The organism is Serratia sp. CY27727, assembly GCF_052169275.1.
GTDB classification, from domain to species: domain Bacteria; phylum Pseudomonadota; class Gammaproteobacteria; order Enterobacterales; family Enterobacteriaceae; genus Serratia; species Serratia sarumanii.
The window spans coordinates 1-20,475 of the sequence record NZ_JBJNLB010000007.1 but is presented as its reverse complement, the minus strand read 5'-3'; the positions used below and the strand labels follow the sequence as shown (position 1 = coordinate 20,475).

Sequence of the window (20,475 nt, the reverse complement as noted above, 5' to 3'; positions counted from 1 at the left end):
TTGCGGAGATCGACAGATGAAACTCGAATTTTCCATTTATCGCTACAACCCGGATGTCGATGACGCGCCGCACATGCAGGATTACACCCTGGAAGCGGAAGAAGGTCGCGACATGATGCTGCTGGATGCGTTGATCCAGCTGAAAGAAAAAGACCCGACCCTGTCGTTCCGTCGCTCATGCCGCGAAGGCGTGTGCGGTTCCGACGGCCTGAACATGAACGGTAAAAACGGCCTGGCGTGCATCACCCCGATTTCGTCGCTGCGCAAAGGCAACGGCAAGATCGTGATCCGTCCGCTGCCGGGCCTGCCGGTGGTGCGCGATCTGGTGGTGGATATGGGCCAGTTCTATACCCAGTATGAAAAGATCAAGCCATACCTGCTGAACGACGGCAAGAACCCGCCGGCGCGCGAGCACCTGCAGTCGCCGGAGCAGCGCGCCAAGCTGGACGGTCTGTACGAGTGCATTCTGTGCGCCTGCTGCTCGACCTCTTGCCCATCGTTCTGGTGGAACCCGGACAAGTTCATCGGGCCTGCCGGTCTGCTGGCGGCGTATCGCTTCCTGATCGACAGCCGTGACACGGAAACGCAAGAACGTTTAGATGATCTGGACGACGCTTTTAGTGTTTTCCGCTGCCATAGCATTATGAATTGTGTCAGTGTATGTCCTAAAGGCTTGAACCCGACGCGTGCGATCGGGCATATCAAGTCCATGCTGCTGCAACGCGGCGCATAAACGGAATGAGATGCTGCGCCGGGCTCTTTTCCGGCGCACATCCCATAGGGGAGGGAACCTCTAAAAACTGACCCGCGGCTGCGGCGCTATGCAGCCTGGTTCTTCCGCCGGTTTTTAGAGGTTCCTTGTAAGGGACCGCAAGGTCCATAACAGAACGTATCGGGCCGTCATGGCCGCAAGTACGTCGAGTGAACCGTTTTACGGCAAACCGTATTCATCACGGTAATTATGTTAACCACGGCGAAAACTAAAGCTTCAAAGCTTAAGGGATCATGATGCAGAACGGCGCAATGAAGGCCTGGCTGGATTCCTCCTATCTGGCGGGCGCGAACCAGTCTTACATAGAGCAGCTCTATGAAGACTTCTTAACCGATCCGGGTTCCGTTGAAGATAGCTGGCGTTCCATTTTTCAACAGCTACCAACCGCGGGTGTCAAACCCGATCAGCTTCACTCTCAAACGCGCGATTACTTCCGCCGCCTGGCGAAAGACTCCGCGCGCTACAATACCACCATCACCGATCCGGAAACCGACGCCAAACAGGTCAAGGTACTGCAGCTGATCAACGCCTTCCGCTTCCGCGGGCATCAGCATGCCAACCTCGATCCGCTCGGCCTGTGGCAGCGCGAGCAAGTTCCTGACCTTGATCCCGCTTACCACAACCTGACCGAAGCCGATTTCCAGGAAACCTTCAACGTGGGCTCTTTCGCCATCGGCAAAGAAACCATGAAGCTGGGCGATCTGTACGCCGCGCTGAAGCAGACCTATTGCGGGTCGATCGGCGCTGAGTACATGCACATCACCAACACCGAAGAGAAACGCTGGATCCAACAGCGCATCGAGTCGGTGGTGGGGCGCGCCAGCTTTACCGCCGACGAAAAACGCCGTTTCCTGAACGAGCTGACCGCGGCGGAAGGCCTGGAACGTTACCTGGGCGCCAAATTCCCGGGCGCCAAACGCTTCTCGCTGGAAGGCGGCGACGCGCTGGTGCCGATGCTGAAAGAGATGGTGCGCCACGCCGGTAAGAACGGCACGCGCGAAGTGGTGTTGGGCATGGCCCACCGCGGCCGTCTGAACGTGCTGATCAACGTGCTGGGCAAAAAGCCGGCCGATCTGTTCGACGAATTCGCCGGCAAGCATAAAGAACACCTCGGCACCGGTGACGTGAAATATCACCAGGGCTTCTCTTCCGACGTGGAAACCGAAGGCGGCATGGTTCACCTGGCGCTGGCGTTCAACCCGTCGCACCTGGAGATCGTCAGCCCGGTGGTCATGGGCTCGGTTCGCGCCCGTCGCGATCGCTTGGACGAAGCGCGCAGCAACATGGTGCTGCCGATCACCATTCACGGCGACGCCGCCATCACCGGCCAGGGCGTGGTTCAGGAAACCCTGAACATGTCTCAGGCTCGCGGCTACGAAGTGGGCGGAACCGTGCGTATCGTCATCAACAACCAGGTTGGTTTCACCACCTCCAACCCGCTGGATGCGCGCTCTACCGAATACTGCACCGACATCGCCAAAATGGTTCAGGCACCGATCTTCCACGTCAACGCGGACGATCCGGAGGCCGTGGCCTTCGTCACCCGCCTGGCGTTGGATTTCCGTAACACCTTTAAGCGTGACGTGATGATCGATCTGGTCTGCTACCGTCGCCATGGGCACAACGAGGCCGACGAGCCGAGCGCTACCCAGCCGGTGATGTATCAGAAGATCAAGAAACACCCTACGCCGCGCAAAATCTATGCTGACGTTCTGACCGAGCAGAACGTGGCCAGCCTGGAAGATGCCACGGAAATGGTCAACCTGTACCGCGACGCGCTCGACCGCGGCGATTGCGTGGTTGAAGAATGGCGTCCGATGAACCTGCACTCCTTCACCTGGTCACCGTATCTGAACCACGAGTGGGACGAAGAGTACCCGAGCAAGGTTGAGATGAAGCGCCTGCAGGAGCTGGCACGCCGCATCAGCACGGTGCCGGAAGCGATCGAAATGCAGTCGCGCGTGGCGAAAATCTACGCTGACCGCGCCGAGATGGCGGCGGGCAACAAGCCGTTCGACTGGGGCGCCGCCGAAACGCTGGCCTACGCCACCATGGCGGATGAAGGCATTCCAATCCGCATCTCCGGCGAAGACGCCGGCCGCGGCACCTTCTTCCACCGTCACGCGGTGGTGCACAACCAGAAAAACGGTTCCGTCTACGTTCCGCTGGCGAACATCCACAGCGGCCAGGGCGAATTCAAGGTCTGGGATTCCGTGCTGTCTGAAGAAGCGGTGCTGGCGTTCGAATACGGCTACGCCACGGCGGAACCGCGCACGCTGACCATCTGGGAAGCGCAGTTCGGTGACTTCGCCAACGGCGCGCAGGTCGTTATCGACCAGTTCATCAGCTCCGGCGAGCAAAAATGGGGCCGTATGTGCGGCCTGGTGATGCTGCTGCCGCACGGCTATGAAGGCCAGGGCCCAGAGCACTCTTCCGCACGTCTGGAACGCTATCTGCAGCTGTGCGCAGAGCAGAACATGCAGGTGTGCGTCCCGTCCACGCCGGCGCAGGTTTACCATATGCTGCGTCGTCAGGCGCTGCGCGGTATGCGCCGTCCGCTGGTGGTGATGTCGCCGAAGTCGCTGCTGCGTCACCCGCTGGCGATTTCTTCGCTGGACGAATTGGCCAACGGCACCTTCCTGCCGGCGATCGGCGAGATCGACGACTTGGATCCGAAAGCGGTCAAGCGCGTCGTGCTGTGCTCCGGCAAGGTCTACTACGACCTGCTGGAACAGCGTCGCAAGAACGAGCAGAAAGACGTGGCTATCGTGCGTATCGAGCAGCTGTATCCGTTCCCGCATCAGGCCGTGCAGGCCGTGCTGGAGCAATACTCGCACGTGCATGATTTCGTCTGGTGTCAGGAAGAGCCGCTGAACCAGGGCGCCTGGTACTGCAGCCAACACAACTTCCGTGAAGTGGTGCCGTTCGGGGCTTCTTTACGTTACGCAGGACGTCCGGCCTCCGCTTCTCCGGCGGTGGGCTATATGTCCGTGCACCAGAAGCAGCAGCAGGCTCTGGTGAACGACGCGCTGAATATTGACTAATGTTCGCTCGCTTGCCGGCCGAGGGGCCGGCAAGCAGATGATAAAAAACTTAAGGGAAAGCTAAATGAGTAGCGTAGATATTCTGGTTCCTGACCTTCCTGAATCGGTTGCCGATGCGACCGTAGCCACCTGGCACAAAAAACCGGGCGACAGCGTGCAGCGTGATGAAGTCCTGGTTGAAATCGAAACCGACAAAGTGGTGTTGGAAGTGCCGGCCAGTGAAGCGGGCATTCTCGATGCTATCGTGGAAGAAGAGGGCGCGACCGTACTGTCTCGCCAGCTGCTCGGCCGCATCCGTCCGGGCGACAGCTCCGGCAAGCCGACCGCTGAAAAGAGCCAGGAGAAAGAAGCCACGCCTGCCCAGCGCGCTACCGCGAGCCTGGAAGAAGAAAGCAATGACGCGCTCAGCCCGGCGATTCGCCGCCTGATCGCCGAACACGATCTCGATGCCGGCGCCATCAAAGGCACCGGCGTGGGTGGCCGTATCACGCGTGAAGACGTGGAAGCGCACCTGGCCAAAGGCGGCGCCGCTGCCAAACCGGCCGCCGCCGCTGAAGCCGCACCGCAGCCTGCTCTGGCCGGCCGCAGCGAAAAACGCGTGCCGATGACTCGCCTGCGCAAACGCGTCGCCGAGCGTCTGCTGGAAGCGAAAAACAGCACCGCGATGCTGACCACCTTCAACGAAATCAACATGCAGCCGATCATGGATCTGCGCAAGCAGTACGGCGAAGCCTTCGAGAAGCGTCACGGCGTGCGTCTGGGCTTCATGTCCTTCTATATCAAGGCGGTGGTTGAAGCGCTGAAGCGCTTCCCGGAAGTGAACGCGTCGATCGACGGTTCCGACGTGGTTTACCACAACTACTTCGACATCAGCATCGCGGTTTCTACTCCGCGCGGCCTGGTGACGCCGGTATTGCGCGATGTAGACGCCATGAGCATGGCTGACATCGAGAAGAAAATCAAAGAGTTGGCCGTTAAGGGCCGCGACGGCAAACTGACCGTGGAAGAGCTGACCGGCGGTAACTTCACCATTACCAACGGCGGCGTATTCGGCTCCCTGATGTCCACCCCGATCATCAACCCGCCGCAGAGCGCCATCCTGGGCATGCACGCCATCAAAGATCGCCCAATGGCGGTCAATGGTCAGGTGGTGATCCAGCCGATGATGTATCTGGCGCTGTCTTATGACCACCGCCTGATCGACGGTAAAGAATCCGTCGGTTATCTGGTGACGGTCAAAGAGATGCTGGAAGATCCGGCTCGTCTGCTGCTGGACGTCTAGTAACCCTTGCCGGGCGCGGCATGCCGCGCCCGCACTCTGTGCTATGTGGCCGGAAAACCATGCGGTTTACCGCGTAATAATGGTCCGGCTAAAAACCTTCAGAACTGAATGGATAGAACATCATGAATTTACACGAATATCAGGCAAAACAGCTGTTTGCTCGGTATGGCATGCCGGCACCAACCGGTTACGCCTGTACCACTCCGCGTGAAGCAGAAGAAGCCGCATCCAAAATCGGCTCCGGCCCGTGGGTGGTGAAATGTCAGGTTCATGCTGGCGGCCGCGGTAAAGCGGGCGGCGTAAAAGTCGTCAACAGCAAAGAAGATATCCGTGCTTTCGCGGAAGCCTGGTTGGGCAAGCGTCTGGTGACTTACCAGACTGACGCGCTGGGCCAGCCGGTTAACCAGATCCTGGTTGAAGCGGCGACCGACATCGATAAAGAACTGTACCTGGGCGCCGTCGTAGACCGTGCGACCCGTCGCATCGTGTTCATGGCGTCTACCGAAGGCGGCGTGGAAATCGAGAAGGTGGCGGAAGAAACCCCAGAACTGATCCACAAAATGACCATCGATCCGCTGGCGGGTCCACAGCCTTATCAGGGCCGTGAGCTGGCCTTCAAACTGGGCCTGACCGGTAAGCAAGTCAGCCAGTTCGCCAAGATCTTCATGGGCCTGGCGACGCTGTTCCTGGAGCGCGACCTGGCGATGGTTGAGATCAACCCGCTGGTGATCACCAAGCAGGGCGATCTGGTGTGCCTGGACGGCAAACTGGGCGCCGACGGCAACGCCCTGTTCCGCCAGCCGGAACTGCGTGAAATGCGTGACCCTTCCCAGGAAGACGAGCGTGAATCCCGTGCGGCTCAGTGGGAACTGAACTACGTTGCCCTCGACGGCAACATCGGCTGCATGGTTAACGGCGCCGGTCTGGCGATGGGCACCATGGACATCGTTAAACTGCACGGCGGCGAACCGGCCAACTTCCTGGACGTTGGCGGCGGCGCGACCAAAGAGCGCGTGACCGAAGCGTTCAAAATCATCCTGTCCGACGACAAGGTGAAAGCGGTTCTGGTTAACATCTTCGGTGGTATCGTACGTTGCGATCTGATCGCCGACGGCATCATCGGCGCAGTGGCCGAAGTGGGCGTTAACGTCCCGGTCGTAGTGCGCTTGGAAGGGAACAACGCCGAACTGGGCGCCAAGAAACTGGCGGACAGCGGCCTGAATATCATTGCTGCGACCAGCCTGACTGATGCGGCTCAGCAAGTTGTTGCAGCAGTGGAGGGTAAATAATGTCCATTTTAATCGATAAGAACACCAAAGTAATTTGCCAGGGCTTCACCGGTAGCCAGGGGACTTTCCACTCCGAACAAGCTATCGCTTACGGCACCAAAATGGTTGGCGGCGTAACCCCGGGCAAAGGCGGCACTCAGCACCTGGGCCTGCCGGTGTTCAACACCGTGCGCGAAGCGGTTGAAGCGACCGGTGCGACGGCCTCGGTCATCTACGTTCCAGCGCCGTTCTGCAAAGACTCCATCCTGGAAGCGATCGATGCCGGCATCAAACTGATCATCACCATCACCGAAGGCATCCCGACCCTGGACATGCTGACCGTGAAAGTGAAGCTGGACGAAGCCGGCGTGCGCATGATCGGGCCGAACTGCCCTGGCGTGATCACCCCTGGCGAGTGCAAAATCGGCATCATGCCTGGCCACATCCACCTGCCGGGCAAAGTGGGCATCGTTTCCCGCTCCGGTACCCTGACGTATGAAGCGGTGAAACAAACCACCGATGCCGGTCTGGGCCAGTCCACCTGCGTGGGCATCGGCGGCGACCCGATCCCGGGCTCCAACTTCATCGATATCCTGAAGATGTTCCAGCAGGATCCGCAGACCGAAGCGATCGTGATGATCGGTGAGATCGGCGGCAGCGCTGAAGAAGAAGCGGCAGCTTACATCAAAGAACACGTCACCAAACCGGTTGTCGGCTACATCGCCGGCGTAACCGCGCCGAAAGGCAAGCGTATGGGCCACGCGGGCGCCATCATCGCAGGCGGCAAAGGCACGGCGGACGAGAAGTTTGCTGCGCTGGAAGCGGCGGGCGTGAAAACCGTTCGCAGCCTGGCAGACATCGGCGACGCGGTAAAAGCGGTGCTGAAGCGCTAAGAATTTAGTACGAAATAACACTATCTCGACATGTTTGGCCACCCATTGGGTGGCCTTTTTTATGGGTGAAGATCAGAAATCGTTGAGTGCCTTGATCAGCGCGATCCGATCCTGCAGGCGGCGCTGTTGCACCGGATCCGTAGCGGCTTGGCGCTGTTGCTCCAGCGAGGTGAGGGTGGCGCGGTAATCATCGGCGTTGCTGAACAGCGCGTCTTTGACGTTGATCGACGCGACGTTGGTGTAGCGGCCGTCGTCGGTGGTCGGTACCTGGATAACGCCTTCATTGAGCAGCTGTTTGACGATCGCCCGCTGCGGTTCGTACCCCTCCATGCCGATCAGCTTCCAGCGCTGCGGCGGCACGCCCTGATAGTGGCCGTGTTTCACCTCCGTCAGGTAGCGCAGAGTCAGGTGGCGAATAGTGCCTTCTTCTTCACCGTATTGCGCTTTGCTGTCGAACAGCACCGGGAAGGATTGCCCCTCCAGCGCACCACCCTTTTGCGTCAGGTGGCCCATACGGTAACTGTTCATGCCCAGGCGGATCGGCATATCGTCGGTGACCGGCGTGCCGTCCGCCAGGCGCAGGTCGACGATGCGCGAGCCGGCAGGTTGGCGCAGGTCGATGGTGTAAGTGACGCCGTCGAAGAAATCATTGGTGGAATATTTGGACGATCGCCGCGCCGGGTTAAAGCTGTAGGTGACATCGCCCGGCTGCAGCTGATTGAAGTAGCCGGCGGACCACTCCATGTAGCGTTTAAGCGCTTTGCCGTTGAGCTGATACACGGTGATCTCGCCGCCGGCGTATTGGTAGTTAAAGGCGATGTCCTTGGCCTTGATGTCGCCGACGTCCAGCTTGGCGCGATCGTTGTCGATCTGTAGGGCGATCACCTGCGCCAGCGGCGCATAGTGGCGGGCGGCCTGCTGGAACAGCGCGCTGATGCCGGTATCCTGCACGTGCACCTGGGGAATGCCGCGGAATTCGTCGGTGGGCACCAGATCGCTGCCGCTCAGTTTCGCCACGACCCGGTTGGCGTTGGCGCGCAGAATGTCATGGTACGGCTGGTAGAGCGCTTGCATGGCGCTGTCCGGCGTCATCCCCTTGATGGAGTAGGTGTAGCTGTTTTTGTCGATCAGCGTGAACTTGCCGTCGCGGCGTTCAAACTGCAGATCGATGCGCGACAGCGCGCGGCCGTATTTATCCGGCTCGGTGATGATGACGCCGTTAACCACCGCTTTGTCGATCTTCACATGCATATGGCCGGCGACGATCGCCGCGAGCTCCGGATTGGCGTTGGCGATGTCGGCTACGCCGGTGCCGGGACGCTGATTTTCGTTGTCGATGCCCATATGCGCCACCAGCACGATGGCGTCGACCTGGCCGTCGATTTGCCTGATGACCTGTTTCACCGCCTGCACCGGATCGGTGAAGTTCAGCCCTTTGATGCGATCGGTGCCCTTGGCGAATTCCGCGGTCATCGGCGTGTCCATGCCGATAATGCCGATCTTCACGCCCTGGCGTTCGACGATGGTGTAGGCGGGCAGATAGGGCTTGCCGTTGTCCCAGACGATATTGCCCGCCAGCGCCGCGCCCTTGAACTGCTTGAGCGGGGTGGCCAGCACCGGCAGGCCGAAGTCGAACTCGTGGTTGCCCATCACCCAGACATCGTAATTGAGCGCGTTGAGGCCCAGCATCATCGGGCTGACGGCCTCATGCTTGAAGGTTTCGACGAAGTTGCCCTGAATGGTGTCGCCGGCGTCCACCAGGATCAGGTTGGGCTGCTCGGCCCGCACTTTTTTGACCTGGGTGGCTATCTGGCTCAGGCTGCCCGCCAGATTTTCCGTGTCGCTGGCGTAGTCCCAGGGCACGAAGGTGCCGTGCAGATCGGAGGTGCCCAGCAGGGTGATATTTACCGTTTCGGCGGCCATGGCGTTTCCCGAGAGTCCCAAGAGAGAGGCAAAGATGATTTTTTTCATAAGTTATTGTCACTCAATGCAATTTTAACATAAGTGGTCATTTTGCTACAAAATCGCAACCTTTACGATCCCATCGCGAGAAATAGACTAATATTGGAGAGAGATTTGTTGTTTTGTGACTGCTATCACTGTCACGGCTTATTGGAAATAAAAGGTTAATTATGTCGCATAATAAGCGCGTAATAATACAATGGCGGCCCTTTTAAATTACATTTATTTAACACAAAAATATCATTAAAAAACAATTAAACCATTGCGCAACATGACCCTAAGAAAATTATGCGAAATGTGCTGATGAATATGGAAATAAGATGCGGATAGGCTTAAATTGTCTCAGATCAAATTAGCCCGAAGTACCTCTTTCGGCTAAGATTTGACCTGTAACCAAAAGTCTAACCCACGTCACGTAAAAACCTATTTATTGTGTGGGATTGGGCGAGTATCATCCATGTTGTGATTATGGATGGTTGATCTTGTTGCATTTGTTACCCGTTGTCGGTTTTCAGTGGCGTGCTTGTCGAGGGCCCGAGGGGCTATTGGCCGAGTGTGCGGTTGAAAGCGGAGAAGCTGGATCAAATTTGTTGTGTTTAAGGGCATTCACTGCGGGGCGTTACTGGCGGCTTTGAAAGAGGCGTGCCGATAACCGCGTGTCGGAGTCTTCCTGCGAGGAGCAAGGAGTCAAGATGTTTGATATTGTCGAACTGTCGCGCTTACAGTTTGCTTTAACGGCGATGTACCATTTCTTATTTGTCCCATTAACGCTCGGTATGGCGTTCTTGCTGGCAATTATGGAAACGGTATATGTCCTGTCTGGCAAACAAATCTATAAAGACATGACCAAATTCTGGGGAAAGTTATTTGCGATTAACTTTGCTCTGGGTGTGGCCACCGGTTTGACCATGGAGTTCCAGTTCGGGACTAACTGGTCGTATTTCTCTCACTACGTCGGCGATATCTTCGGGGCCCCACTGGCTATCGAAGGTCTGATGGCGTTCTTCCTTGAATCGACGCTGGTCGGCCTGTTCTTCTTCGGCTGGGATCGTCTGAGCAAGGTGCAGCACATGGCGGTAACCTGGTTCGTGGCCCTCGGCTCCAACCTGTCCGCGCTGTGGATCCTGGTCGCCAACGGCTGGATGCAGAACCCGATCGCGTCGGATTTCAACTTCGAAACGATGCGCATGGAGATGGTCAGCTTCTCCGAACTGGTGCTTAACCCGGTTGCGCAGGTGAAATTCGTTCACACCGTGGCTTCCGGCTACACCTGTGGCGCGATGTTCGTTCTGGGCATCAGCTCCTACTACCTGCTGAAAGGCCGCGACATCGCCTTCGCCAAGCGCTCCTTCGCCATCGCTGCCAGCTTCGGTATGGCTGCCATTCTGTCCGTTATCGTTCTGGGTGATGAATCCGGCTACGAAATGGGCGACGTGCAGAAAACCAAACTGGCCGCTATCGAAGCGGAATGGGACACCCAGCCGGCGCCGGCGTCCTTCACCCTGTTCGGCATTCCCGATCAGGACAAGATGGAAAACTCCTTCTCTATTCAGATCCCGTATGCGCTTGGCCTGATCGCCACCCGCTCCACGGACACTCAGGTCACCGGCCTGAAAGATCTGATGGCGCAGCATGAAGTGCGCATCCGCAACGGGATGAAAGCCTACCAGCTGCTGGAAGAGCTGCGCGGCGGCAACACCGATCCTGCGGTGCGTGCCGAATTCAACAAAACCAAGCAAGACCTGGGCTACGGCATGCTGCTGAAGCGCTATACCCCGAACGTCACCGACGCGACGGAAGCGCAGATCCAGCTGGCGACCAAGGACTCCATTCCGCGCGTGGCGCCGCTGTACTTCGCCTTCCGCATCATGGTGGCCTGTGGCGTGATCATGCTGTTGATCATCGGCCTGTCGTTCTGGAACGTGATCCGCGGCCGCATCGGCCAGAAAAAATGGCTGCACCGCGCGGCGCTGTACGGTTTGCCGCTGCCTTGGATCGCGATCGAGTCCGGCTGGTTCGTGGCGGAATACGGCCGTCAACCGTGGGCGATTGGTGAGGTGCTGCCGACGGCGGTCGCCAACTCTTCGCTGACCGCGGGCGACATTCTGTTCTCGATGGGGCTGATCTGCGGCTTGTACACCCTGTTCCTGGTGGCTGAATTGTACCTGATGTTCAAGTTTGCGCGTCTGGGTCCAAGCAGCCTGAAAACCGGCCGCTATCACTTTGAACAACCGACTGCCGCCGTGCAGGAAGCGCGCTAAACAGGAGTCCACGTATGTTTGACTATGAAGTACTGCGATTTATTTGGTGGGTCCTGGTTGGCGTACTGCTGATCGGCTTCGCCGTCACCGACGGTTTCGACATGGGCGTCGGCATTCTGGTGCGCATCATCGGGAAAACCGATACCGAGCGCCGGGTGATGATCAACTCCATCGCCCCGCACTGGGACGGTAACCAGGTGTGGCTGATCACCGCAGGCGGCGCGCTGTTCGCAGCCTGGCCGATGGTCTACGCAGCGGCCTTCTCCGGCTTCTACGTCGCCATGATCCTGGTGCTGGCCGCCTTGTTCTTCCGCCCGGTCGGTTTCGACTACCGTTCCAAGCTGGAGAGCAGCCGCTGGCGCAACATGTGGGACTGGGGCATCTTCATCGGCTCCTTTGTGCCTGCCGTGGTCTTCGGCGTGGCGTTCGGCAACCTGCTGCAGGGCGTGCCGTTCCACATGGACGAGTACATGCGCCTGTTCTACACCGGCAACTTCTTCCAACTGCTGAATCCGTTCGGTCTGTTGGCGGGCGTGGTCAGCCTGACCATGCTGGTCACCCAGGGGGCGACCTACCTGCAAATGCGCACCACCGGCGAGATCCACCTGCGTTCACGCGCTGCGGCGCAGATCGCGACGCTGATCATGGCGGTGTGCTTCCTGCTGGCGGGCGTATGGCTGGTGAAAGGCATCGACGGCTTCGTCGTGACGTCGGCGCTGGACACCCTGGCGGAATCCAACCCGATGCGTAAAGAAGTGGCGCATCAGGCCGGCGCCTGGCTGATCAACTTCAACAAGTATCCGCTGCTGTGGGCGTTGCCTGCGCTGGGCGTGGTGCTGCCGTTGTTCACCATCCTGTTCTCGCGTCTGGAGAAAGGCGCGCTGGCGTTCGTCACCTCGTCGCTGACCATCGCCTGCGTCATCCTCACCGCCGGGGTCACCATGTTCCCGTTCGTGATGCCGTCCAGCACCGTGCCTAACGTCAGCCTGACCATGTGGGACGCGACGTCGAGCCTGTTGACGCTGAAAGTGATGACCGTCGTGGCGGCGATCTTTGTGCCTATCGTTTTGGCGTACACCAGCTGGTCGTACTACAAAATGTTCGGTCGCCTCGACAAGAACTACATCGAAAACAACAAGCATTCGCTGTACTAAGGATAAGGAGCTAAACCATGTGGTATTTTGCCTGGATTCTCGGAACGCTTCTTGCCTGCGCCTTCGGCATCATCACGGCGCTGGCGCTTGAGCAGAGCGAAGCGACCAAAGCTCAGCAAGACGGTAAGTGATGAGCTCGTCCGTGATTGACAAGCTGTACGCTGTCACCGACAAGGGCCCGATCCGGGCCCTTTCCCTGGTGCTGGCGTTGGTTTTGGCGGGGTGCGTGTTCTGGGATCCGACGCGTTTCGCCGCCAAAACCAGCTCGCTGGAGATTTGGGAAGGGCTGTTGCTGATTTGGGCGGTGTGCGCTGGGGTGATCCACGGTTTCGGATTCCGCCCGCAGCGCAGCATTTGGCGCGCTTTTTTCGCGCCGCTTCCCGCAATTGTGATCTTGTGCGCAGGATTACTTTACGTTTCTTTATAATCTCCCCGATGTCCCCATGTTATGGGCTCTCACGGCCCATAATTATTTTCATTCCCATCTTGTAACCCATTCCCAACCCGATCCGTCTTGCGTATAGTAGCAGCGTTAAATTGCATTGCTGGGAAGTAGAGTGAGTAATACGTTGTTTCGATGGCCGGTTCGCGTTTACTACGAGGATACCGATGCCAGTGGTGTGGTCTATCACGCCCGCTACGTCGCCTTTTTTGAAAGAGCGCGCACAGAGATGCTGCGTCAGCACAACTTTCATCAACAGCAGCTGCTCAGTGAACAAGTCGCTTTTGTCGTCCGGCGCATGACGGTGGATTATCTGGCTCCGGCTCGTCTCGACGAGCAACTGGAGGTACAGAGCGAAATCACCTGTCTGCGCGGGGCTTCTCTCACGTTTGCTCAACGCATTGTCAATTCTGACGGGGCCCTACTGAGCCAGGCAGATGTCCTGATTGCCTGTATTGATCCACACCAAATGAAGCCGAGAGCGCTTCCTAAGTCTATTGTCGCGGAGTTTAAGCAGTGACTGACATGAACATCCTAGATTTATTCTTGAAGGCGAGCCTGCTGGTTAAGCTTATCATGTTGATTTTGATATGCTTCTCGGTAGCCTCCTGGGCGATCATCATTCAGCGCACCCGCATCCTCAATGCGGCGACGCGTGACGCCGAAGCCTTTGAAGACAAATTCTGGTCCGGTATCGAGCTTTCCCGTCTGTACCAGGAAAGTCAGGCGCGTCGCGATAGCCTGACCGGCTCCGAGCAGATCTTCCATTCCGGCTTCAAAGAGTTCGCCCGCCTGCACCGCGCCAACAACCATGCGCCGGAGTCGGTGATCGAAGGGGCGTCGCGCGCGATGCGCATTTCGATGAACCGCGAGCTGGAAACGCTGGAAACCCATATTCCGTTCCTCGGCACCGTCGGTTCGATCAGCCCGTACATCGGCCTGTTCGGCACCGTGTGGGGGATCATGCACGCCTTTATCGCGCTGGGGGCGGTGAAGCAAGCCACGCTGCAGATGGTGGCGCCGGGTATCGCCGAAGCGCTGATCGCCACCGCGATCGGTCTGTTCGCCGCCATCCCGGCGGTCATGGCCTACAACCGTCTCAACCAGCGCGTCAACAAGCTTGAGCAGAATTACGACAACTTTATGGAAGAGTTCACCGCTATTCTGCATCGTCAGGCCTTCTCCAGCGACAGCAAATAAGTAGGAGGTAGCATGGCGAGAGTACGTGGACGTAGTCGGCGCGAGCTGAAGTCCGAAATTAACATCGTTCCGCTGCTCGACGTGTTGCTGGTGCTGCTGCTGATCTTTATGGCAACCGCGCCAATCATCACGCAGAGCGTGGAGGTTGACCTGCCGGACGCCACCGATTCCAAAACGGTGTCCAGCGATGACAATCCGCCGGTGATCCTCGAGGTTTCCGGCGTAGGTCAATACACCCTGGTGGTGGATCACAACCGTATGGAGCTGTTGCCGCCTGAGCAAGTCGCGGCCGAAGCCAAGTCGCGTTTGGCGGCTAACCCGAAAACGGTCTTTTTGATCGGCGGTGCGAAGGAAGTCCCTTACGATGAGATTATCAAGGCATTGAATATTCTCCATCAGGCGGGCGTGGCTTCCGTGGGGCTGATGACCCAGCCAATCTGACCGTAAGGCGAACGGCAACCCGGTTCCTGCGCTGCGGCCCAGGAACCCCGTATAAGCAACACCAGTTTTTGGGAATCTATTTTGGTAAAGGCAACTGAGCAAAACGATAAGCTGAACCGCGCCGTTATTGTTTCGGTCGTTCTGCACTTCATACTGATTGCCCTGCTGATTTGGGGATCGCTGCAGGAAAATGTCGACATGGGCGCCGGCGGTGGCGGTGATGGCACCGTGGTGGGCGCAGTGATGGTCGATCCCGGCGCGGTGGTGGAGCAGTACAATCGCCAGCAGCAGCAGAGCAACGATGCGCAGCGTGCCGAAAAGCAGCGCCAGAAAAAGGCGGAGCAACAGGCCGAAGAGCTTCAGCAGAAGCAGGCGGAGCAACAGCAGCGCCTGAAAGAGCTGGAGAAAGAGCGTTTGGCGGCGCAGGAGAAAGCCGCGCAGGACGCCAAAGCGCAGGCTGAGCAACAGCAGAAGGCGGCGGAGCAGCAGAAACAGGCCGCCGAGCAGCAAAAAGCGGCGGAAGCCGCCGCAGCCAAGGCCAAAGAGCAACAGAAGGTCGCCGAGGCCGCCGCCGCGAAGGCGAAGGCTGAAGCGGACAAGATAGCCAAAGCGCAGGCGGACGCGCAGAAGAAAGCCGAAGCGGAAGCCAAGAAAGAAGCGGCCGCCGCTGCCGCCGCCAAGAAACAGGCGGAAGAAGCGAAGAAAGCCGCGGCCGCCGCCGCAGAGCAAAAAGCCGCAGAAGCTGCGGAGAAGAAAGCGGCCGCTGAAGCCGAGAAAAAAGCCGCAGCGGAAGCCGAGAAGAAAGCTGCAGCCGAGAAAGCCGCTGCCGCCAAGAAAGCCGCCGCGGACGCCAAGAAGAAGGCCGCCGCTGAGGCTGCGAAGCAATCGGAGGAGGTCAACGATCTGTTTGGTGGCCTGGCGGACGGCAAGAACGCGCCGAAAGGCGGCGGTGCCAAATCGAAGGGCGACGGTAAACCGGCCGGGCAGGGCAATGCCAAAACGGCTGGGGCCAGCGGGGCGGATATCAGCGGTTATATGGGGCAAATTCAGGGGGCGATTCAGAGCAAGTTCTATGACGCCAGCTCGTTCGCCGGCAAAACCTGCGATCTGCGTATCAAGCTGGCGCCGGACGGCCTGCTGATAAGCGTACAAGCGGCGGGCGGCGATCCGGCGCTGTGTCAGGCCGCGGTGTCTGCCGCCAAGTTGGCGCATATACCGAAGCCGCCGAGCGATGCCGTTTATCAGCACTTTAAGAATTCTATCCTTGAATTCAAACCGAAATAACGGTTGATTGACTGAGTGATATCACAGGGATGTACTAAGGTAACCAACAGGGATTATGTAGTTTTACGTAAGTTGGTTTGTTAAAATTCTGCTAATTTATCGCAGGCATCCCGCCTGGATAAGGGAGATGAGATGAAGCAGGCATTTCGAGTAGCGCTAGGTTTTTTAATTCTGTGGGCGTCCGTGCTGCACGCGGAAGTTCGCATTGAAATCACCCAAGGGGTCGACTCCGCTCGTCCGATTGGCGTGGTGCCGTTTAAATGGGCGGGCCCAGGCACGCCGCCGGAAGATATCGGCAAGATTGTCGGCGCGGATCTGCGTAACAGCGGCAAATTCAACCCGATCGACGTGGCGCGCATGCCGCAGCAACCGACCTCCGCGTCTGAAGTGACTCCGGCGGCCTGGACTGCGCTGGGCATCGACGCCGTGGTTGTCGGCCAGGTTCAACCTGGCGCCGACGGTAGCTACCTGATCTCCTACCAGCTGGTGGACACCTCGGGTTCGCCGGGCACCGTATTGGCGCAGAACCAGTATAAAGTGACCAAACAGTGGTTGCGTTATTCTGCCCATACCGCCAGCGACGAAGTGTTCGAGAAGCTGACCGGCATCAAGGGCGCGTTCCGTACCCGTATCGCCTACGTCGTGCAGACCAACGGCGGGAAATTCCCGTATGAGCTGCGCGTAGCGGATTACGACGGTTACAACCAGTTTACGGTGCACCGTTCGCCTGAGCCGCTGATGTCCCCGGCCTGGTCGCCGGACGGCAGCAAACTGGCTTACGTGACCTTCGAGAGCGGCCGTTCCGCGCTGGTGGTGCAGACCCTGGCTAACGGCGCCATCCGCCAGATCGCCTCGTTCCCGCGCCACAATGGTGCGCCGGCGTTCTCGCCGGACGGCAGCAAACTGGCCTTCGCGCTGTCCAAGAGCGGCAGCCTGAACCTGTACGTGATGAACCTCGGTTCCGGCCAGATCACGCAGCTGACCGATGGCCGCAACAACAACACCGAACCGACCTGGTTCCCGGATGGCCAGTCTCTGGCGTTTACCTCCGACCAGGGCGGGCGTCCGCAGATTTATAAAATCAGCGCCAGCGGCGGTGCCGCACAGCGCCTGACGTGGGAAGGCTCTCAGAACCAGGATTCTGAAGTCAGCTCCGACGGTAAATTCCTGGTGATGGTCAGCACCAACAGTGGTGCGCAACACATCGCCAAACAAGATCTTGGATCGGGCGCCGTTCAGGTTTTGACCGGTACCTTCCTGGATGAAACGCCTAGTATTGCGCCAAACGGCACCATGGTGATCTATAGCTCCACGCAAGGTATGGGCTCCGTGCTGCAGTTGGTGTCAACTGATGGGCGTTTCAAAGCGCGTCTTCCGGCAACTGATGGACAGGTCAAATTCCCTGCCTGGTCGCCGTATCTGTGATGCATGTGTAAATATGTATGGCAAACTATAAAAGGATCAAAGAAATGCAACTGAACAAAGTGCTGAAAGGGCTTCTGCTGGCACTGCCAGTTCTGGCTGTAGCAGCTTGTAGTTCTAACAAAAGCGCAAACAACGACCAATCTGGTATGGGCGCTGGCACTGGTATGGAAAACGGCAGCAGCAACCTGTCTTCCGAAGAACAAGCTCGTCTGCAGATGCAAGAACTGCAGAAGAACAACATCGTTTACTTCGGCCTGGACAAGTATGACGTAAGCTCCGAATTCGCTCAGATGCTGGACGCGCACGCTGCATTCCTGCGTAACAACCCGTCTTACAAAGTGACCGTTGAAGGCCACGCCGACGAACGCGGCACGCCGGAATACAACATCGCTCTGGGTGAGCGCCGTGCTAACGCCGTTAAAATGTACCTGCAGGGTAAAGGCGTTTCCGCTGACCAGATCTCTATCGTTTCTTACGGTAAAGAAAAACCAGCAGTACTGGGCCACGACGAAGCGGCTTATGCTAAAAACCGTCGTGCCGTTCTGGTTTACTAAGAGAATCGCATGAACAGTAACTTCAGACGTCACCTGTTGAGTCTGTCGTTACTGGTTGGCGTAGCGGCCCCCTGGGCCGCTACTGCCCAAGCGCCAATCAGTAATGTCGGCTCCGGCTCGGTCGAAGACCGTGTCACCTCGCTTGAGCGCATCAGCAATGCTCAAGGCCAGCTTTTAAATCAACTCCAGCAACAACTCTCTGATAACCAACGCGACATTGATTCTCTCCGTGGGCAAATCCAGGAAAGCCAGTATCAGTTGAATCAGGTGGTTGAACGCCAGAAGCAAATCTATCAGCAGATGGATAGCCTCAGCCAGGGCGGCGCTCAGAGTGCCTCTGCGGCCGCAGGCGCTGCCGGCGGAGCAGCCGCAGGCGCATCTTCCGATGCGGGCGGCAGCGCGCCTGCAGCCGCTTCTGCAACGCCGAGCGGCGGTGATGAGAACAGCGACTACAACGCCGCTGTTTCTCTGGCGCTGGAAAAAAAACAGTATGACCAGGCGATTTCCGCCTTTCAGTCCTTCGTAAAACAGTACCCGAAGTCTACTTACCAGCCCAACGCCAACTATTGGCTGGGCCAGTTGTTCTACAACAAGGGTAAAAAAGACGACGCGGCCTACTATTTTGCGGTGGTGGTGAAGAATTACGCTAAATCACCGAAGGCGCCGGACGCCATGTACAAGGTGGGTATCATCATGCAGGAGAAAGGGCAGGCCGATAAAGCCAAAGCCGTGTTCCAGCAGGTGATTAAACAGTACCCAACCAGTGCGGCGGCCAAACAGGCGAAAAGTCGCGTAGGCGGTTAACAGTCAGAAAAATGAGCCCAGAAGTTAGTCGATTTGACCGATTTCTGGGCTCATTCGCGTGAAGAACAAGCAGTTGAACGCATCGGTAAAAAATTTAGGTTGCGCTGCCAAGATAAATTAGTAATATATGCCGCCGTTGCCAAGACATCTTGCAAGATGTTAAAGCGGCAGGGAAATTGGGTCGTTAGCTCAGTTGGTAGAGCAGTTGACTTTTAATCAATTGGTCGCAGGTTCGAATCCTGCACGACCCACCAATTTTGAAGCAAGAAATGAAGTGGAATCGGGAAGGATAACATCACGAAGTGATGGCCCGTCAGGGCGAGGCCAAAGGCCGAGTCATCCTGCACGACCCACCAATTTCTGAAGTAGCAGTAACCACAACAGTGGGTGATTAGCTCAGTTGGTAGAGCATCTCCTTTACACGGAGGGGGTCGGCGGTTCGAGCCCGTCATCACCCACCACTGTTATGGGTCGTTAGCTCAGTTGGTAGAGCAGTTGACTTTTAATCAATTGGTCGCAGGTTCGAATCCTGCACGACCCACCATTCTTTAAGAATGGCTGCGATAGACTTTAAGAATGGCTGCGATAGAGAATCGTAAAGGATGAGAACCGTAAAGGTTCGAGTCTCGCGTAGCGAGACAACATCACTCCGGTGATGGCCCGCAAGGGCGAGGCCAAAGGCCGAGTTATCCTGCACGACCCACCATTCTTTAAGAAAGAATGACAGCTTCAGAATCGGTTTGATGTGGCAAAGTAAAGGTCCGAGTCGAGTACCCGTCGAGTTGTCCTGAACATCCCCATCCTTGTTTTCCGCGAGTTGGTTTCAGTAACCCATTCGCCATCAGCAGTAAACCACATCAGTGGGTCGTTAGCTCAGTTGGTAGAGCAGTTGACTTTTAATCAATTGGTCGCAGGTTCGAATCCTGCACGACCCACCACTCTTTAATAGAGCAAGGTGTTAAATCGTCAGGATGAGACAAAAGCGTTTACGCTTTTGAACAGCGCTTGCGCTGGCCCGAAGGGGCCGTCTATGAAATAGACGGATAGCCGTAAAGGTTCGAGTCTCGCAAAGCGAGACAACATCACTCCGGTGATGGCCCGAAGGGCGAGGCCAAAGGCCGAGTTATCCTGCACGACCCACCACTCTTTGAGAGTGAAAAATAGCAGTACCACAGCAGTGGGTGATTAGCTCAGTTGGTAGAGCATCTCCTTTACACGGAGGGGGTCGGCGGTTCGAGCCCGTCATCACCCACCACACTGCGGGTCGTTAGCTCAGTTGGTAGAGCAGTTGACTTTTAATCAATTGGTCGCAGGTTCGAATCCTGCACGACCCACCAATTCAGGAAAAAGCGCCTTTTGGCGCTTTTTTCGTTTCTGTAACACCCAAACCTGACTTTATCCTCTTGCCAACAGAGTTCACCGAGTCGTGCGGGTGAGAGCCTGCGCTCAGGTTCGAGCATCGCGCAGCGATACGACAACGCGCAGCGTTGCCCGCAGGGTGAGGCCAAAGGCCGAATCAATCCTGCACGACCCACCAATTCAGAAAAAGCGCCTTTTGGCGCTTTTTTCGTTGTAAGCCTTAAACCACCTCCTAAGGAGGTGGTGATTGAACCTGTGAGGCTCTAGCCTGAAGGAAACCCATGCCGGAATATTCCAGCTTACTCACCACAAGTAAGAAGGAAATCACCA

17 protein-coding genes, 6 tRNA genes and 3 other RNA genes are annotated in these 20,475 nt (G+C 57.5%); 25 read left to right on the top strand and 1 reads right to left on the bottom strand.

Translation table 11 applies throughout. The features are described 5' to 3' along the window. Positions 1-16: 16 nt before the first annotated feature. The 5 genes from ACJ8HB_RS17000 (at position 17) to sucD (ending at position 7,259) form a co-directional block, all read left to right on the top strand. On the top strand, positions 17-733 hold the full coding sequence (locus ACJ8HB_RS17000) for a succinate dehydrogenase iron-sulfur subunit (RefSeq protein ID WP_004939885.1): 717 nt from the start codon (positions 17-19) through the stop codon (positions 731-733). Positions 734-1,008: 275 nt separating this feature from the next. Continuing rightward, on the top strand, positions 1,009-3,816 hold the full coding sequence (gene sucA / locus ACJ8HB_RS16995) for a 2-oxoglutarate dehydrogenase E1 component (RefSeq protein ID WP_047571677.1): 2,808 nt from the start codon (positions 1,009-1,011) through the stop codon (positions 3,814-3,816). A gap of 64 nt (positions 3,817-3,880) precedes the next feature. After that, positions 3,881-5,098: a 2-oxoglutarate dehydrogenase complex dihydrolipoyllysine-residue succinyltransferase gene (gene odhB, locus ACJ8HB_RS16990; protein WP_033637469.1), complete on the top strand. Its 1,218-nt coding sequence runs from the start codon at positions 3,881-3,883 to the stop codon at positions 5,096-5,098. A gap of 122 nt (positions 5,099-5,220) precedes the next feature. Continuing rightward, complete coding sequence (gene sucC / locus ACJ8HB_RS16985) at positions 5,221-6,387, top strand: ADP-forming succinate--CoA ligase subunit beta (RefSeq protein ID WP_015376978.1); 1,167 nt, start codon at positions 5,221-5,223, stop codon at positions 6,385-6,387. Next, positions 6,387-7,259, top strand: a complete 873-nt coding sequence (gene sucD, locus ACJ8HB_RS16980) for a succinate--CoA ligase subunit alpha (protein ID WP_004939878.1) — start codon at positions 6,387-6,389, stop codon at positions 7,257-7,259. The genes sucC and sucD overlap by 1 nt, the downstream gene beginning before the upstream one ends. Positions 7,260-7,331: 72 nt before the next feature. Here the strand turns inward: sucD and ACJ8HB_RS16975 are convergent, their stop codons facing one another. Continuing rightward, positions 7,332-9,230 (bottom strand): bifunctional metallophosphatase/5'-nucleotidase, encoded by a 1,899-nt coding sequence (locus ACJ8HB_RS16975; RefSeq protein ID WP_047568869.1) that lies wholly within the window; start codon positions 9,228-9,230, stop codon positions 7,332-7,334. A gap of 683 nt (positions 9,231-9,913) precedes the next feature. Between ACJ8HB_RS16975 and cydA the strand changes: the two genes are divergently transcribed. The 20 genes from cydA (at position 9,914) to ACJ8HB_RS16875 (ending at position 20,323) form a co-directional block, all read left to right on the top strand. Then, on the top strand, positions 9,914-11,482 hold the full coding sequence (cydA, locus tag ACJ8HB_RS16970) for a cytochrome ubiquinol oxidase subunit I (RefSeq protein WP_019454034.1): 1,569 nt from the start codon (positions 9,914-9,916) through the stop codon (positions 11,480-11,482). A 14-nt stretch (positions 11,483-11,496) separates the two neighbouring features. Next, the gene (cydB, locus tag ACJ8HB_RS16965) at positions 11,497-12,636 is read left to right on the top strand and encodes a cytochrome d ubiquinol oxidase subunit II (protein ID WP_019454033.1); all 1,140 of its coding nucleotides are present in this window, start codon (positions 11,497-11,499) and stop codon (positions 12,634-12,636) included. Between the two features lie 17 nt (positions 12,637-12,653). Then, on the top strand, positions 12,654-12,767 hold the full coding sequence (cydX, locus tag ACJ8HB_RS16960) for a cytochrome bd-I oxidase subunit CydX (RefSeq protein WP_004939868.1): 114 nt from the start codon (positions 12,654-12,656) through the stop codon (positions 12,765-12,767). Further along, entirely contained in the window at positions 12,767-13,063 is a 297-nt protein-coding gene (ybgE, locus tag ACJ8HB_RS16955; RefSeq protein WP_033647158.1) for a cyd operon protein YbgE, read from the top strand. Before cydX ends, ybgE begins: the two co-directional genes overlap by 1 nt. Positions 13,064-13,193: 130 nt before the next feature. Next, positions 13,194-13,598: a tol-pal system-associated acyl-CoA thioesterase gene (gene ybgC / locus ACJ8HB_RS16950; RefSeq protein ID WP_025160034.1), complete on the top strand. Its 405-nt coding sequence runs from the start codon at positions 13,194-13,196 to the stop codon at positions 13,596-13,598. Then, a complete protein-coding gene (tolQ, locus tag ACJ8HB_RS16945; RefSeq protein ID WP_004939862.1) occupies positions 13,595-14,278 on the top strand; it encodes a Tol-Pal system protein TolQ in 684 nt (227 codons plus the stop codon). Before ybgC ends, tolQ begins: the two co-directional genes overlap by 4 nt. 12 nt (positions 14,279-14,290) lie before the next feature. Next, entirely contained in the window at positions 14,291-14,719 is a 429-nt protein-coding gene (gene tolR / locus ACJ8HB_RS16940) for a colicin uptake protein TolR (RefSeq protein ID WP_004939859.1), read from the top strand. A gap of 81 nt (positions 14,720-14,800) precedes the next feature. After that, positions 14,801-16,003, top strand: coding sequence for a cell envelope integrity protein TolA (gene tolA, locus ACJ8HB_RS16935; RefSeq protein WP_033647156.1), 1,203 nt, complete (start codon positions 14,801-14,803; stop codon positions 16,001-16,003). 132 nt (positions 16,004-16,135) lie between these two features. Next, positions 16,136-17,428, top strand: coding sequence for a Tol-Pal system beta propeller repeat protein TolB (tolB, locus tag ACJ8HB_RS16930; RefSeq protein WP_004939856.1), 1,293 nt, complete (start codon positions 16,136-16,138; stop codon positions 17,426-17,428). 44 nt (positions 17,429-17,472) lie between these two features. Then, positions 17,473-17,982 (top strand): peptidoglycan-associated lipoprotein Pal, encoded by a 510-nt coding sequence (gene pal, locus ACJ8HB_RS16925; RefSeq protein WP_025160033.1) that lies wholly within the window; start codon positions 17,473-17,475, stop codon positions 17,980-17,982. Between the two features lie 9 nt (positions 17,983-17,991). Then, positions 17,992-18,786: a cell division protein CpoB gene (gene cpoB / locus ACJ8HB_RS16920; RefSeq protein ID WP_033647153.1), complete on the top strand. Its 795-nt coding sequence runs from the start codon at positions 17,992-17,994 to the stop codon at positions 18,784-18,786. 178 nt (positions 18,787-18,964) lie between these two features. After that, positions 18,965-19,040: transfer RNA gene (locus ACJ8HB_RS16915), tRNA-Lys, on the top strand. 131 nt (positions 19,041-19,171) lie between these two features. Next, positions 19,172-19,247: transfer RNA gene (locus tag ACJ8HB_RS16910), tRNA-Val, on the top strand. Positions 19,248-19,254: 7 nt separating this feature from the next. Beyond that, positions 19,255-19,330 (top strand) — tRNA-Lys (locus tag ACJ8HB_RS16905). Between the two features lie 37 nt (positions 19,331-19,367). After that, positions 19,368-19,492: non-coding RNA, RtT sRNA (locus tag ACJ8HB_RS16900), on the top strand. Positions 19,493-19,648: 156 nt separating this feature from the next. After that, positions 19,649-19,724 (top strand) — tRNA-Lys (locus ACJ8HB_RS16895). Positions 19,725-19,793: 69 nt separating this feature from the next. Next, a non-coding RNA gene (locus ACJ8HB_RS16890) (RtT sRNA) lies at positions 19,794-19,929 on the top strand. Between the two features lie 36 nt (positions 19,930-19,965). After that, positions 19,966-20,041 (top strand) — tRNA-Val (locus ACJ8HB_RS16885). 6 nt (positions 20,042-20,047) lie between these two features. Then, positions 20,048-20,123, top strand: a tRNA-Lys gene (locus ACJ8HB_RS16880). Positions 20,124-20,198: 75 nt separating this feature from the next. Further along, positions 20,199-20,323, top strand: a non-coding RNA gene (locus ACJ8HB_RS16875) — RtT sRNA. The last annotated feature ends 152 nt before the right edge of the window (positions 20,324-20,475 follow it).